Raw genomic sequence first — 15019 nt, 5'->3', positions numbered from 1 at the left:
CCGAGTGACCTGAACGAACTCAGCTCTGCCGCACACGATTCGCATGACTCAACGTGTTTCGCCACCTTTGCCGATTGTCCAGCCGCAAGCTCGCCGTCGTGATAAGCCGACAGATATGGCTGCACCGTTTTGCAATCGTTGGTTGACATAACCCACTCATTCTCTGTGAGACGCTTCTGCTGATGTGTTTTTGATGCCCGAAGTCGGCGTTTCTTCACGCATTTAGGCCAATTAGAAGAATTCTTGTCGCGCCGCGTGAAGAAAGCGACCGCCCATGTATCCAAATGCACGTCAACCGAAGAAATCGCCCTCCTCATCCGCGAAGGGAAAACCCCATGCGACTCACGAAATTCATCCCGTTTCTACTCGGCGGGCTGCTCATTCTCGGCATCTACGGCTGCAACTCGCCGGAATCCGATCCTGTGACGCCACCCGCGACTCCCGCCAGCGACACGGCCGAGGTCCACGTCGACCATGACCATGGCGACCACGCCGATCACGATCACGGCGACCACGCCAGCGCCGATTCCGATTCGCCGATGACCAAGATGATGGCGGGCCTGAAAGAGCTCTCTCCGGAAGATCACAAGTCCGCCATGGCCCAACACATGTGCCCCGTCAGCGGCGAGATGCTGGGAACGATGGGAGCACCCGAAAAAGTCGACGTGAACGGCAAGTCGGTGTGGATTTGCTGCGACGGCTGCAAAGACAAACTGCTCGCCGACCCCGAGAAGTACCTGGCGAAGGTGAAGTAACGAGCACCCATAAATTCGACAACGAAAGCACCTATGCCCACGACTGATTTTATGAAACGAGTTCTCTCAACGCGACCGACAAGCACTCTTCAAAGTGCTTTGAGTGTCTACGACGACTACGTGTTCGATAAACGCTATCAACTTGACACTCGATCCGAGGTCGCCATCGACGACCTGGACATCAGTCAAGAAGACAAGCAGCACGCCGACAAATACAAACCGACTCGCGCGAGGTACTTTCGCAAGATCATGGAGGAGGTCAATCTCCCTCGCGATGGAGTGTTCGTCGATGTTGGATGTGGCAAGGGCCGAATCCTTTTGCTCGCTGCGGAGCAGGGATTTGACCAAGTCGTCGGTTTAGAAATCTCACCTGATTTGTGTCAGATCGCACAGCGAAACGTTGCGAACTTCAAAGAAGCGAAGCCCAAGACGGGTTCGATTAAGGTCGTCTGCACCAACATCCTTGACTACCAGATGGACGGAAGCGAAACCGTCTTCTTTCTGTATTCACCGTTCGGCTGTTCGGTAACAGAGCGATTTCTTGAGATGATAAGACAGTCTCTCAAGGATCACCCGCGAGACCTATGTCTTATTATCGACGAATTCCGCTTCCCCGAGTTACTGGCGGGCGATGACTACTTAGAGCAGTCGCTAACTTACAAGTACGGGGCAGCCGTATTCCATGTGTATTCCCACGTCAGCTAACGCAAGACTGATTGCCTTTCCCCGACCTTTTCCGATATGGAACTTCCCATGAAACGACGAATCTTTGCAACCGTTTGTACGGCAGCTTTGCTGGTGACACCTCAACCAGTATTCGCCCAGGGAGCAGCCGCGCCGCACAATCACGCCGGACACGACCACGCTGGCCACAGCCACGCCACCGAGGCAACTGGCCCGCACGGCGGCACCCTGCAAACCGTCGGCGACCGTCGCGTTGAAACCGTGATCGCCGACAAAGGCATCATGTTCATGATCCTTGGCAAGAACGACCAACCGATCGCCCCGCCCGACGCGACCGGAACACTGAAACTGCGAGTCGGTGACAGCGAGAAGGAATACACCTACCAACTCAAAACGCTCAAGAATCTCGCGATTGGAGTCGGCGTCGACCTTTCCAAAGTCGTTGATCGACCGTTGCACATGAATGTCGAGATCACCAATATCGGAAGCCAGCCTCTGGTCTTCCACGCGATGGGCAAACTCGCCAGCGGTAAGCTCTCAGACGAACTGCTCATTAGCCTTCAAGCCACGTGCCCCGTAAGCGGCCAACCTCTTGGCTCGATGGGCAAGCCACCCAAGATCACGATTGGTGATAAGTCGCTCTTCGTCTGCTGTGCTGGCTGTACCAAGAAAGTCGAAGCCTCACCCGACCAGTACCTCACCAAGTACTACACCGCCAAGGGCGAACAAGTCCGCGAAGGCGTTTTTAAATCAACGCTTGCCGATGCTGCTGCGATCGCCGCACAGAAAACATGTCCCGTGATGGACGAACCACTCGGCGGCATGGGCGTTCCAGGCAAAGTGAATGTGAACGGAAAAGCCGTCTACATCTGCTGCCCCGGCTGCGCCAAAAAGCTAGTCGCCGAACCCGACAAATACCTCGCGGCCCTCAAAGCCAAGGGAATCACTCCACCAGCGTTCTAAATACGGCGTCAAATATCGTTCGCCGTCGGATTGACTGAGCGAATCAGCTCGCTCCACATTCTACGTTGCTTGACCCAACACAGTTGCTTCGTGATCGGACGCAAGTTCCTTTCGTGAATTTTGGAACGCCCCGTCATTTCGCGGGGCAGGTACAGCAACGCTTCTTGGATCTCGGGGGCGAGCAGCGATAGGCTCAGGATTTGAGTGAGGCGAGGCTGCGAGACTTTGCCCAACTCGGCAAGTTCGATCGTGTCCTGTGCTTCGCCACGCCGCAGCATCTCGTCCATCCGAATCGCGAGTGCCATCAAGCGTGAAATCCTTGGTACCTTTCCGCGCCGTTTCACCGGTGGTTCGTCGACCGACTCCGGCTTCTTCTTGGCGGGTTTCTTCAGGTTCACGTTGATCTTACATTTGACCGTAATCATGAATTCGTCTCCTGCTGTTGTTCGGTCGCTTCGGCGGAAAAGGTTTTGATGCCCGCCGGGTGCATCGAAATCGAAAGTGAGCTTTCGTCAGCGTCGAATTCGATTCGACTAATCAGCAACGTCAGCACCGCCGACTTCTCGCGTATGTTCAGCTCATTCCAAACGTTGCCAAAATCCGAGAAGGCCGCGTTCACATCACGCTCGTCGATCTGTTCGGCTGTCAAGCGTTTGATCTCGCCGTCAACGATTTCAAGCGACTCGATAATGCCCGCAACTTCTTGGTGTAACGCGGCCAATCGTTCTGAATCGCCAGACCCGACGTCAGTCGAGCTGCTTATGTGTTTCATCTGCTCGTGCTGGTGATTCAACCGTTGGGTGAGCTGCGTTCGTTGGGTATTCAACTCCGCCAACTCCGCTTCGCAACGTTTACTCGACTGCTCCAACACATCGCGGCGTAAGCCTGGATCGTCGGCGATACAGCGAATCTGGTCGACCACGGCCGCCTCGATATCTGCAGCTGGAAGCGATGGCGACGGACAGTACTTCCGCCCGCGTTTGATCGCCGTCACACACGTGTAGTAGCGGTACACTTTCGACCGGCGGCGAGCTACGTTGTGAACCATCGAGTAGTTGCATGCCGGGCAATAGATCAAACCCTTTAATAACGCTTGATACTTGTTGACCAGGTGATTGCCGCCGCCGCGAGCGTGACTACGCATGATCGCCGCGACATCATCAAATAGCTTCTGGTCAATAATCGGCGTGTGCTCACCCTTGAACGTCTGCGTCTTATGCTTGATCCGGCCAATGTAGGTTTGGTTGGTCAGCATCGTATGCAGCGACGACTTATCAAATGGTTTACCGCCTCTCGTCTTTCCCGATTTCGTCTTCCAAGACTTCAAGCACCAGCCACGACGGTCAAGTTCTTCGACCACCGGCGTCATCGACTCCATTTCGAGATACAACCCAAAGATACGCCGCACCTTCGCCGCCTCGTCAGCGTTGACCACCAACTTCGGGCTTGGCCCGGACCGGTCAACGTCGTAGCCCAGCACCGGGATACCGCCCGCCCATTTCCCGCGCCGTCGCTGAGCCGCAATCTTGTCGCGAATCCGCTCGCCAATGATCTCTCGTTCAAACTGGGCGAACGAAAGCAAGATGTTCAACGTCAACCGACCCATCGAGTGCGTCGTATTGAACTGTTGCGTCACCGACACGAACGACACGCCATGGTTGTCGAACGTTTCCATGATCTTCGAGAAGTCCAGCAAACTGCGACTCAGTCGGTCGACCTTGTAGACGACCACGCAATCAATCTTGCCCGCCGTGATATCCTCCAACAATCGCTTCATCGCCGGCCGGTCAACGTTGCCGCCCGAATAGCCACCATCGTCGTAGTGTGTCGGAACAACCTTCCAACCCTCTTGCGATTGACTGGCGATGAAGTTCTCGCCGGCCTCACGCTGGGCGTCCAACGAATTGAACTCTTGATCAAGACCTTCCTCAGTCGACTTGCGAGTGTAGATCGCGCACCGAATGATCCGCCGTTCAGATTCCGTTTGCTTTTTCATTTCTTTCTCCTTCCGAGCCGAAAGAAGAGGAATCCGTTGTAGCTGACACCGGTGATCTCGCCCGCAACTTTCGACAGCGAACGAAACCGCTTGCCCTCGTATTCAAATCCGTCCGTCAATACGAGCACGCGAACCATCTGGCCCTTGTATCGCCGTTCCAGAAAGCTGCCCGGCGGCGGCAATCGAGGATCCCAGTCGACATACCCGTCCTCTTCAGGTGTGACCCGGCGAACGTTGTCCATAACCTCTTCGCGAGGAGCCGTCATGCGAAGATCCGAAGTCGCCGCCAACTCGCGAGCCTTCTGTTTCGCTTCGTTGCTCAGACCGCCTTCGTCTAACGCTTGCAATCGCCAAGCGATGCGTCGAACCAAATACTTTTTGTGCCGGCTGCGACAGACTTCATCGAACACTTCTTCATAGAGCGTTCGCAATTCATTGACTGTTTTGTCATCAAGCGCAGCAACCGCCAATCGAGTTTCATCCGTCATCGGCTCACCTCCGTGTTAGCTTGCTCCGTTTCGGAGACGATCGACAATTCGTTGATCTCGAGCGATTCGGAATCTTGTTCGACGTCGACTTGATTCGACTGACGAGTGTAGATCGCACATTGCGTCGCAGATTGTTCTGCCTTGGTTCGGCAGCGAGTCAATGCACGCGAAAGAATGGCAGCGATATTGCTGCGTCTTGCATCACTCATGAAAGGGTACCTCTGTGAAAGAAGGAATGGATTCGGCCGCGGTCATCTGCCGCTCAGAAACCGCGTCCGTCACAGAGAGCCCTGGAAACCGACCCGCCTCAAGCGGCTTTCCCAAAGAGTCTTCAAGAGTTCCCGAAACAGTTTCCAGGCAAAACCGTTTCCACCGCCCCACGCCGCGACCAAGCAATTCAGCCACAGCCCGTCGTCGCTCATCCGGCGACAACTCACCCACATCCAAATCCGGCTTACCCATACGCAACCCTTTATAAGAACAACAAGGAACCGGGAGCAACCAAACGCTCCCTCCCCGGTTACCTATGCCGTCATTACGTCCGCATGCGCGCCAAAGTAAAAATCAAGCCAATCAAAAACAATTCACCCCACCAAGGAACGGCAACGTACAATCCGATTCCTGAAACCGAGCAATACCTACAAGAAAATCACCGCTTAATCTGGCAAGCCTTCTGACCAACGGCTAGAATCCCGCAAGAGTTTGAAAACCGCCGGTCGCCCACAACTTCAATCTGGCATGTCGGTTTAATCCGACCGCCGGGTTATCGAATCAGCCGACGTTGGTCTTCATGACTGACGCCGGCTTTTTTCGTGCTTTATCTCTTATCTGGCAAGGACTTGCGTCATCGCTGGCCAGCAAAACTTCTTTCGGCGTGTCTCTGGGAAAGTACTATCCGGCCTCCGGCGATGGCGGTCTCTGGGGCGATCTCGGGCAAAGGTCTCTCGTGTCTCTGTACGATGCAGACCTCCAGGTTATGAAGTCCCGGAGTGCTATCCGAAGAATTTGGTCAACGTTTCTAGAACCGACCTAGCGGGAGACGCCTGATACAGAACCATTTTCCTGGATTTCCCAAACCTCCGCCCGTTCTCGAGATATCCAATATGCAAGTTAACCACGCCATCACTTTTCCGAGGTAACTCACTCTTGGGCAATATCCAAATCGTGACGGGCGACCTTCTCGACCAAGACGTCGATGTAGTCGTCAACGCCTGGAATCGAAACATCATCCCTTGGTGGCTACTGCTTCCGCAGGTCGTCTCGGGAGCGATTAAACGGCGTGGTGGATACGCTCCGTTTCGTGAGCTTGCCAAGCACGGGGCAATTCCGCTTGGTGGTGCGGTGCTAACCAGTGCGGGCAATCTGCCATTCAAAGCAATTATCCATGTGGCCGGCATAAGCATGTGGTGGCGATCAAGCGAAAGGTCGATCCGCCAATCGTGTCAGAGCGCGTTGGCATTGGCTGAGGAGAAGCAATTCAATTCGATCGCGTTGCCACTGATTGGTGCGGGTACCGGTGGCGGGTCGCCTGAAGCGGTTCTTGATATGATGAGGGATGAGCTTGCGAACATTAGCTTCGGAGGGCGAGTCGTCATCGTTCAATTTCAGAAAAACTGAATAAACAGGTTCTGATCAAATGCAGATCAATATCCAAGTCGGGGATGTGCCAGCAGTTCCCGGCGGTTGGCTAAATCCCGTAAAATACGGTGCGGTGATTTGCTAGCGTGTCGCGATTGGATGAAGCCTTGATTGGAGGCGGGGGTTGACGCTCCAATGGACGGCTTTCGCTCTCGTCCAACGCGATCGATCATGACCCGTCCGGCGCCCCAGTTCCCCAAGTTGCGGCGATTCCTTTGCGCTGATGCACTCATCGATACGTTACGCCGGAGATTTCAATCGGTCCCCGACGCGCGGGAACAATCCGGGACGGTTTATCCAATGGTGGATACTCTCTTGGCTGCGTTTGCGATGTTCTCACTCAAAGACCCATCACTGTCAGCTTTTGAAGAACGGTCCGGCGAACCTGCCATCAAACGACTCTTCGGGATCGACGCTATTCCCAGCGATACGTCCATACGAGAGATCCTTGACGTTATCGATACAAGTCATCTCAACGAAGCCTTTGCCGACATCTTCCACGAACTTCAACGCAGGAACGTCCTCCGAGAGTTCGCGTTCCACAATGATCATTACCTGCTAGCGATCGATGGCACTGGATACTTCTGTTCCTCAAAGATCCATTGCCCCGAGTGCTTGGAACGTAAAACCAGTGGTGGCAAGATTCAGTATGTGCATCAAGCGGTTGCCGCGGTGCTCGTTCATCCCGACCAGAAAGTCGTCATCCCACTGGCAATCGAACCCATCGTCAAACAAGACGGAGAAACCAAAAACGATTGCGAACGTAATGCGACACGACGTCTATTGAAGCGAATTCGCTTGCTCTATCCGAAGATCAAGCTGATCGTGGTCGAAGACGGACTGGCCAGCAACGCTCCGCACATCGCCGACCTGAAAGATCTGAAGATGAGTTACTTGCTCGGTGCAAAACCGGGTGACCACGCTCACTTGTTCGATCAAGTGATTGCTGCGGGCGACGAAGACCGAATCGAAACACTCACACGGGTTGACCCGATCGGTAACCGCGTCATCCAAAGCGAGACCCAGTGCGTCAGTGACCTGGCGCTCAATGCGTCGAATCAATCTCTGCGAGTGAATTTTCTGCAGCACTTTGAATACGACAACGATAGCGGCGAAGTGAGCAAGCGATTCAGTTGGGTGACGAACGTCACGTTAGATCGTTCGCTGCTATCGAAATTCGCCGCGGGAGGTCGTAGTCGCTGGCGGATTGAGAATGAGACGTTTAATACGCTCAAGAATCAAGGCTACCACTTTGAACACAACTACGGCCATGGAAAGCAAAACCTATCAACGGTACTGATGCTGCTGATGTTTTTAGCGTTCATGGTTGACCAAGTACAGCAAGCATGCTGTCCGCTGTTTGCCTCGGTGCAGGAGAAGTTCAAGAGTCGCCGAGCGTTGTGGGAAAAGCTTCGCAGCCATGTGAGTCACTTCGTGTTTGAATCGTTTGCCGAACTTTGGCAAGCGATGCTCAGTGGATCGGCGATGGGTGTTCCGTCGCCTCGTGGATAAGATCGACCAGAAGTAGCGTAACCCCAGCGGTCTAGAACGTTGACTTTGGCCTCAGCACTGGTGACGCACGCGCCCAGCCGAGCACTCCCACTCCGATTTTTCGTTTGGGACTACACATGAGCGGTGGACGTCGGTTCCGAAGGCACGATATCCCTATCGCAGCAGGCCTCGGCAGCTCGACCAACCTTCAAATGCACCTACACCCCACGCTCACCACCCAGTAGCACGGGGCGACCGGGAACTGCTGGCGGAATTGCCAGTTCAACTTCCAGGACGGCATGTTGCCGACGGCAGCGAGAAAGTTGCCTCGCTTGGGAAAGAATCGGTGGAGGAATTTTGGGATCGCTGGTGGGATTTCTTGAGATCCTTTGTGCAAGCTGTAATAGCCGACCATCTCCAGGCACAGCATGCCGACAATGTCGTCACCACGTTTGCGTGATTGGCGGGCATGGTGCTGGCTGCCCATCGCATCGACGTTGAAGTACGGCGGCTCTTCGCAGGCGAACGCGACATAGCGTGCGGTCCGCTTGCCGGTGTGCTTGCGCAGCAAGCGGCTAACTTCCAACATCACCGCCACGGCGGATGCGTTGTCGTCGGCACCGGGCGTCGAGAAGACCGTGTCGTAGTGAGCGCCCAGCACAACAATCTCGCTGGCACGTTTTGATCCGGGTTGTTCGACGATCAAGTTCGTGGCTTCATCGCCGAGAGCGTCATAGCACTCGCGATCATTCGTGTAACCCATCTCGGACCATTGACCTTCGATGTAACCGATCGTCGCTTGAATCGTTTTCGGCTTTTGCAACGTGCGCGGACCGATCAACCCCGCAAGTCGATCGACATACAGACGAAGGTTGGCTTCGATTTGTTCGCGGTCGGGATTCAACAGTCAGTATGGCGGTGCAAGTCGGCGGAAGCCGTGAAAGAGAACGATGAACAAAAACAGCATGTTGCGAATCAAGACGGCGAGTGGATTGACGGTGGGTGGCTTGGCTGGACGCTTCTCATGAAGTGTGTCGGCCAGTGTTTTGCCAAGTGATCGCATCCAGGCGACGCTGCGTGGGTATTCCCAAATGCCGCCGATCCATGCCCGCGGGATTCCGTCTTCACCGACTCCGGCACCGACAATTCCGCCCACAATTGCCGCGGTGGTGTCGGCGTCGCCTCCGCACTGAATGATCTCCGTGACCGCCTGCCGATAATCTCTTGGGTGAGACAACCATGCGTGAATGGCGACGGGGACGGTGTGGTAGGTGTAGCCGCTGACGCCTTGCGATAACCCCAGCAAATCAGCAAACGACTTGGTTGACTCTCCGGTCGCCACGCTGTCGACGGATCGACGTAACAACTCAGTCAGTTCGGATCCGTCATCGCCCACGGTATCGACAACATCGGACAGCCACAGGTTCGCATCCACCGAATCATGGTCACGTGAATGTCGAGCGGCGAGTGCCACCGCGATCGCGCCGTATTCCGCTTTGGGATCGGTGTGCGTCAAACGCGATGAAGATCGCACGAACTGAAGCATCTTGGGAAGGTCGTCGAACGCCGCGCCAAAGATCGCCGCTCGCATCGCCGGACCGTTGCCTGCGGAGAAGACGCCGGCGCTGTTGGGCTTGGCTCCTAACCAGAGTTTGATGCCCGCTCGAGCGGTCGCTTTACCGACGCCCGCCGGCAAAGCCAGGATCCACCATCGCAGCCGACTGGCGAAACGACGTGCGAAAAGATCGACATCGCCGTTCGCTTCGATCAACGACCCGGCCACCAAGCAGGTGTGTTCTGTATCGTCGGAAATCATGCCGCGCCGGAGAAAGAACCGGTAACGATCCGGCGGGCCGAGCAATCGGGGCGCTCGCTCCGACGAAACACCTTCGTACGGCAACCCAAGAGCATCGCCGACGGCGGTTCCCAGGATGCATCCAATGATTGCGTCGTGTGTTACAGGAGTTACTCGATTCATTCCCCAAGCCAGTCCCGGTAAGTTCTAACGTAGGATTGCATCATCACCATGCAGCACTGCCGAACGAATTCCGTATCACGGTTGAATCCTTTGACATGGTCAGTGAGGTGGGACACCACGAACGCAACGACGGCATGTTCGCTGAAATTCTCCCATTGGATTGTTTGAAGATGCGTCGCATTTGCTGGCGTTTCGTCCTCGTAAAACTTGACTGATTCTGCATACCGATCGAATTCCGCCTGGACCGTCTCTTGACTCACCGTTGGAAGCCCGGGAGCCTCTGCCTCAAAGATCTCGAAAAGAACCAAAAGCACGTACAACGCATGCTCAACGAGATCCATAGACACCCCGAGACCGCCAAGTTGCACTGCTGCCCCCATAACATTGCCCTGTTTCGCGGCGATGTCGTCAAAACGCCGTGTGCGTTCTTCATTCGTGCGTTTCTGAACTATTTTGATCGTGTCCGCGACAGTCTCAATCGAAATAGTGAAGTTAAATTGTGACAAGTCAGGAGTTGTCATCGCTGTGTGCTTGCTAGGGATGCTCAGTGGAATGTCAGACAGAATTTATTGACCCCACTCTTCAGAACGGCCAAAAAAAAGCCCGCAGTGAAGAACTCCGCTGCGAGCTTTCGAGAGTCTAACATTCTTCGGCGACTACAACAGGTTCACAACGCGATCTGCGAGTCCCTTTTCGCCGAGCACGATGTTCATGTTGCCGGCCGATGCGACCTTTTCGAGGACTTCCAGTTCTCGCAATCGCATTAGCGTTGGGTTGTCGGCCAGTAGTTTTGCCGTGTTGGCTTGACTACGCATCGCGGCCGTTTCCTCACGACGGGCAATCAAGTTGGCTTCGGCCGCTTTCTTGGCCTCGGTCACTTTGTTCATCAAGTCCTTCATGTCGCCGGGCAAAATGACGTCGCGGATTCCCACCGAGACGACTTCCAAACCGAGCACGCCGGCCCGGTCGCGAACGTTCTGTTCGAGTTCTTCGATCAGATCGTCTTTGCCCTCGCCATTCTTGCCGCTGAGAAACACGTCGAGTTCACGACCGCCCACCGACGCACGCAGCGCGAGTTGCGTTTCGCGGTAGATCGACTGACGCACGTCGTCTGACGCACTCACCGCTCGGCGAGCATCCTTCACCACGTACGTCACCATCGCGTTGATTCGCAGCGACACCTTGTCCGCGGTCAACATTTCTTGGCCCGACACGTCGACCTGTGATTCTCGCATGTCGATTTCCACCACGCGAGCATCACCGGCATCTTTCCAGAACGCGTACAAACCAGGACCAAGCTGATCGACATAACGGCCGTCCAAGAACAGCACGCCAACGTGATCTCGGTCAACCTTGCACTCGTCAAGGAAGCGAATCGCATCGGCACCGCGAACGATCGACGCGAGCTGTTTGTGCTCGAGCCGTGCGTTTTCGATCGTGACCGTTTCAATGCGCACATCGCGAACGCTAATCCAGTAGGCGTACAGACCTGGGCCAAGCACACGACTGAACCGTCCGTCGATCCACACCAGGGCTCGCTCATGATCCCGCAGGTCAACGACTTCCGCCTTATCAGCCAACACACCGGACTTCACAATCACGTCGAGTTGTTCGTGCTGGATCCACGGATCTCGCTTGCTGACGACTTCGACTTGGGTCTTGCCGAATCGCGTGAACACATAGTGTTTGCCAGCGTTGAGCAAACCAACGAATTCGCCGTCGCGGAACTTCAGTCCGACTTCGTAGCTGCGGATGTGGATTTTCCTGAACAACATCGGATCGTTCTCCTGAACTTAATGGCGAGATTCATTGCCGACTCGCCGGCGGCTTCGTGTTCGATTGGTTTGATTGAAGGAGGCTTTTGGGCAGACGATTGTTCGCTGAATCACACGAAACATTCGCGGAAGTTTGCTCTGAGCCACCCGCGCGTGATCGGCGTCCACTGGATCGGGGCTTCGCGTTTGGACCGGTAAAGCGTTGCCGAGGCTTCGCGTTACCAATCGTTCTATCAAAGACCGTTGTCAGTTTCGTCCGATGCTGCCGAATGATTCGTCTGCAAACCTGCAGGGCGAAACCATCGTGTTGCCGAACGCACGCGTCACGACCGAGGCCGATCGACGTTTGCCAGCCGATTGGACGAGGCAACCGAATGCCCGCCAGCTTCATGGTGAACACTTTCGTGCTCGCGGCGTTGGTTTTCAGCCAACGTTGGTGCGTGACGGGAGTCGAACCCGTGACCGTCAGGGTTGCAGCCTGATGCTCTATCCAACTGAGCTACTCCGACCGATGCTCATGCAGAAACCGTCTACGGCACACGGAGAAACAATCGCAAACGAGCGAGGACACCGCGCCGCCGGAACTCACATCGGCCAGTCGCAATGGTTGAGACACGTTGCAAACGGGTGAGTTCGCAGACTGACATCAGACAAATCGAGAAGTCGAAAATTCGGGCACGTCGGCTGACGGCGAGCTAGATTTCTCAGCGGCACGCGCTTGTTACGGTTCGGAGCGCTCGACGATCGCGATTCGATCGTTTGCCCGTGACGGATTGAATTGCGGCAGACCTTACCTTTGTAACGAATTTGCGGATGAAGTATGCACTTGTCATCACCGGCGTTCTCGCCGGGCTAGCGATCACGGCACCCCAGTTGGTGGTGTTAGGGTATTTCCTATTGATCGTGCCTGGGTTGGTTTTGACATTCGCGCCTACGGTGTTTATCTACCTGGCCGTGACGGCCGTTGTCCGGCGACTGCTACCCATCTCTTCGCCCATGACGGCAACCGCGGTGGCATTCGGTGTCACGCTGCTGCTGGGTTGGGCTGTCATGCAGCCGTTCCGTTTGGCCGCGATTTCTTCGTACCGCGCGGACGAGTTGCCGGACGTGCTATCCAATCAGGTCATCGAACTGGCTGGGCATGTGCGTATCGAAAGGCCGGATCAACGCCGCAAGCCTGAATGCGACTACTTGGCTCTCGCGGTGCTCGACTCGCCCGGTGTGAATAGTGTTACCACGGTGACCGCTGCATTGAACGCTGGACGGGACAAGCGGTCGGATGCTCAGCCCTCCGCCGCCTACTCCTTGGTCTCCGCGAAGGCAGACCCCACCGCTGGCATCTTTCCGCATCAGCCGGGCCGTATCGTCCGCGAATATTCGCCCTTGGTTCAGGCGAATCGTGGGATGAAGGTGATCACGGCATCCAAGGCGGTGGAGGCTTATTGGGCGCAGCGATTGGCCGGACAAGATCGACTGCGGGAAGTCAAAGTGATCGATGCGGAAGAGGCCGATTGGATTGTCCGGATTGAGAACCCATCGAATCAACGAACTTGCACCCTTCGCCGGATCACGATCTTTGACTCCAGTGGCGAGGTGCGGTTTCGCAAGAGCTATCGAAAGCAGGCCGTACCCGCTCGCATGTTCTACTTCGGATTCCAAGCCAACATGTCCGGTGGTCCCGCCTCGGCGTCCTTTCACGTTGGACGCCGGATCTTGGAGTCTGGCGAGCGGTCGCTCGAGACTGAATCCGAGCTACTGCAAGCGATCAATTTCACGGTACCGCCGTGTGACGCTGGCGCGTTGGTCGTGCTGCGTGACCAAACCATGCTTGCACTCGATGACCCGATGGCAGCGACCGCCAAACTCGACTTGGCACGTCGCTACCTCGGCTTGTTTTTCTTTGACGCCAAGCCCCAGGATCATGCAGTGATCACGAGAATCGTGGCCGATGATCGCGTCCGAGACATTGAGACGCCCATTAAGAACGTCTTTTCCAAAGACAAGACGCCTGTGGCGATGAGAGATTCCTACGTGGATCGAATTGCCATGGATCACACCTCGGCAAGTCTGCGTGATTGGTTGGCCGAGCGACTGGCGAGTTTGCCGCAGGGCACGTTTGCCAATCCAAGTGAGAAGTATCTCGAAATCTTCGACTCGCCTGAGATCTATCAACAAGCGGCACCTCTGATCGCGACTTTGGCTGACCTTGGTCCGAAGCAAGCGATGCCAAAGCTCGATGCGATGCTCGATACCGCGTTGGGGATCCCGCATTGGCGTGATCGACGCGCATTGATCGAAGGCATACGCGCAGCATTCATTCGCTTGGGGCCGCAGGCATCGGCCGCAGCACCGCGGATACGAGAACTGTTTCTAAGTCGACCATCGCCCATCATGAACAACGCTGGCGATGCCGACCAGTGGCGATTCGCATTGGCCAGAATGGGCGTTGCGCTGGAGGACTTGCCAGTCTTCCCAAATCAATCACCAAAGTCTGTCCAGCGGAACCTTCGCCAGGTATCCGACAAGATGCGACGGTATGAACAGGAAACCACACCGGAGCAAGAGATATGATCGGAAACTTGATCTTCCAACTGTTCAGCTACAGTGTGCCAATCGTATTCGTCGCCTTGATCTGGAAGTGCAATGCTCGGCGATGGACCCGTCTGGCCCGAGCTTATCGCGCAGTCGATTCCGTTGTTGGCGACGCCACCGATGGTGCTGCCAAGCGGACAATGCAGACGGTGATTCTGATTGCCGGCGATATCGGGTGGAACTCGTACAAAGGAATCGCGACCGTCAGCGTGACACGCCAAGGTGTCTTGCTAAAGCTGATGAAACCCTTCTCGGTCTTTCACCCGCCGCTACTGATCCCCTTCGGCGACTGCCACATCGAACCAAGGCGTTGGTGCCTAATCGGGAAAACAGTGCAGTACACGCTGCGTGGCGTCAGTGACGTCAAGATGATCATCCACGAAGACTTGCAAGATTGGATCGAATCGCAAGCCGCCAGCCTAGCCATCGCAGCGTCAAATATTCCAGGGAGCGACAAAGCGTCCGTTGCTCTGCAGACGACTTCTCCGCTGAACATTCACACTTCAGTGTGCAACTGAATCGTCGTTGACGCGGCGACGTTCGGTCAATGCCAGCGGCGACAGTCTCCCGGCATCCAGTGCCGACCCGGCCATGCGATGCCGTGCATTGCTTACGCAGAATGCAAGGAAGCAACCGAAGATGGCCTCGGGCAACTTGCT

General features: G+C 55.6%; 14 protein-coding genes, 1 tRNA gene and 2 pseudogenes. 7 read left to right on the top strand and 10 right to left on the bottom strand.

The window, feature by feature from the left end; translation table 11 throughout:
- Nucleotides 1–41 precede the first annotated feature (41 nt).
- A pseudogene (locus K227x_RS31210) lies at nucleotides 42–149 on the bottom strand (anti-sigma factor family protein); the annotation flags it as partial.
- Between the two features lie 186 nt (nucleotides 150–335).
- Here K227x_RS31210 and K227x_RS16240 point away from each other — a divergent pair.
- From K227x_RS16240 to K227x_RS16230, 3 genes are read left to right on the top strand one after another with little or no spacing between them, the layout of a single operon-like run.
- The gene (locus tag K227x_RS16240) at nucleotides 336–755 is read left to right on the top strand and encodes a hypothetical protein (protein WP_145171054.1); all 420 of its coding nucleotides are present in this window, start codon (nucleotides 336–338) and stop codon (nucleotides 753–755) included.
- Between the two features lie 51 nt (nucleotides 756–806).
- The gene (locus tag K227x_RS16235; RefSeq protein ID WP_218933299.1) at nucleotides 807–1460 is read left to right on the top strand and encodes a class I SAM-dependent methyltransferase; all 654 of its coding nucleotides are present in this window, start codon (nucleotides 807–809) and stop codon (nucleotides 1458–1460) included.
- 48 nt (nucleotides 1461–1508) lie between these two features.
- Complete coding sequence (locus K227x_RS16230) at nucleotides 1509–2402, top strand: hypothetical protein (RefSeq protein WP_145171050.1); 894 nt, start codon at nucleotides 1509–1511, stop codon at nucleotides 2400–2402.
- Nucleotides 2403–2410: 8 nt separating this feature from the next.
- Here K227x_RS16230 and K227x_RS16225 read toward each other — a convergent pair whose 3' ends face one another.
- From K227x_RS16225 to K227x_RS16210, 4 genes are read right to left on the bottom strand one after another with little or no spacing between them, the layout of a single operon-like run.
- A complete protein-coding gene (locus K227x_RS16225) occupies nucleotides 2411–2827 on the bottom strand; it encodes a hypothetical protein (RefSeq protein WP_246145848.1) in 417 nt (138 codons plus the stop codon).
- Nucleotides 2824–4398 (bottom strand): recombinase family protein, encoded by a 1575-nt coding sequence (locus K227x_RS16220; RefSeq protein WP_145171048.1) that lies wholly within the window; start codon nucleotides 4396–4398, stop codon nucleotides 2824–2826. The genes K227x_RS16225 and K227x_RS16220 overlap by 4 nt, the downstream gene beginning before the upstream one ends.
- Nucleotides 4395–4886 carry a DUF2924 domain-containing protein gene (locus tag K227x_RS16215; protein ID WP_145171046.1) on the bottom strand — a complete coding sequence of 164 codons (492 nt, stop codon included), beginning with the start codon at nucleotides 4884–4886 and terminating at the stop codon, nucleotides 4395–4397. The genes K227x_RS16220 and K227x_RS16215 overlap by 4 nt, the downstream gene beginning before the upstream one ends.
- On the bottom strand, nucleotides 4883–5095 hold the full coding sequence (locus K227x_RS16210) for a hypothetical protein (RefSeq protein WP_145171044.1): 213 nt from the start codon (nucleotides 5093–5095) through the stop codon (nucleotides 4883–4885). Before K227x_RS16210 ends, K227x_RS16215 begins: the two co-directional genes overlap by 4 nt.
- Nucleotides 5096–6032: 937 nt before the next feature.
- Between K227x_RS16210 and K227x_RS16205 the strand changes: the two genes are divergently transcribed.
- Both K227x_RS16205 and K227x_RS16200 read left to right on the top strand, forming a co-directional pair.
- Nucleotides 6033–6503: a macro domain-containing protein gene (locus K227x_RS16205; RefSeq protein ID WP_145171042.1), complete on the top strand. Its 471-nt coding sequence runs from the start codon at nucleotides 6033–6035 to the stop codon at nucleotides 6501–6503.
- Between the two features lie 321 nt (nucleotides 6504–6824).
- Nucleotides 6825–8036, top strand: a complete 1212-nt coding sequence (locus K227x_RS16200) for a transposase (protein ID WP_218933298.1) — start codon at nucleotides 6825–6827, stop codon at nucleotides 8034–8036.
- Between the two features lie 238 nt (nucleotides 8037–8274).
- Here K227x_RS16200 and K227x_RS16195 read toward each other — a convergent pair.
- The 5 genes and pseudogenes from K227x_RS16195 to K227x_RS16175 all read right to left on the bottom strand — a co-directional run.
- Nucleotides 8275–8919: pseudogene (locus K227x_RS16195) on the bottom strand (M28 family peptidase); the annotation flags it as partial.
- Between the two features lie 3 nt (nucleotides 8920–8922).
- Nucleotides 8923–9993 carry an ADP-ribosylglycohydrolase family protein gene (locus tag K227x_RS16190; RefSeq protein ID WP_145171038.1) on the bottom strand — a complete coding sequence of 357 codons (1071 nt, stop codon included), beginning with the start codon at nucleotides 9991–9993 and terminating at the stop codon, nucleotides 8923–8925.
- Entirely contained in the window at nucleotides 9990–10514 is a 525-nt protein-coding gene (locus K227x_RS16185; RefSeq protein ID WP_145171036.1) for a hypothetical protein, read from the bottom strand. Before K227x_RS16185 ends, K227x_RS16190 begins: the two co-directional genes overlap by 4 nt.
- A 135-nt stretch (nucleotides 10515–10649) precedes the next feature.
- Entirely contained in the window at nucleotides 10650–11768 is a 1119-nt protein-coding gene (locus tag K227x_RS16180; RefSeq protein WP_145171034.1) for a slipin family protein, read from the bottom strand.
- A 433-nt stretch (nucleotides 11769–12201) separates the two neighbouring features.
- A tRNA-Cys gene (locus K227x_RS16175) sits at nucleotides 12202–12279 on the bottom strand.
- Between the two features lie 302 nt (nucleotides 12280–12581).
- Between K227x_RS16175 and K227x_RS16170 the strand changes: the two genes are divergently transcribed.
- Nucleotides 12582–14339 (top strand): hypothetical protein, encoded by a 1758-nt coding sequence (locus tag K227x_RS16170; RefSeq protein ID WP_145171032.1) that lies wholly within the window; start codon nucleotides 12582–12584, stop codon nucleotides 14337–14339.
- Nucleotides 14336–14878: a hypothetical protein gene (locus K227x_RS16165; RefSeq protein ID WP_145171030.1), complete on the top strand. Its 543-nt coding sequence runs from the start codon at nucleotides 14336–14338 to the stop codon at nucleotides 14876–14878. The genes K227x_RS16170 and K227x_RS16165 overlap by 4 nt, the downstream gene beginning before the upstream one ends.
- The last annotated feature ends 141 nt before the right edge of the window (nucleotides 14879–15019 follow it).

It is taken from the genome of Rubripirellula lacrimiformis, from assembly GCF_007741535.1.
Classification (GTDB): Bacteria; Planctomycetota; Planctomycetia; order Pirellulales; family Pirellulaceae; genus Rubripirellula; species Rubripirellula lacrimiformis.
Note: the sequence above shows the minus strand (reverse complement) of the source record. Positions and strands in the feature narration are given on the sequence as shown.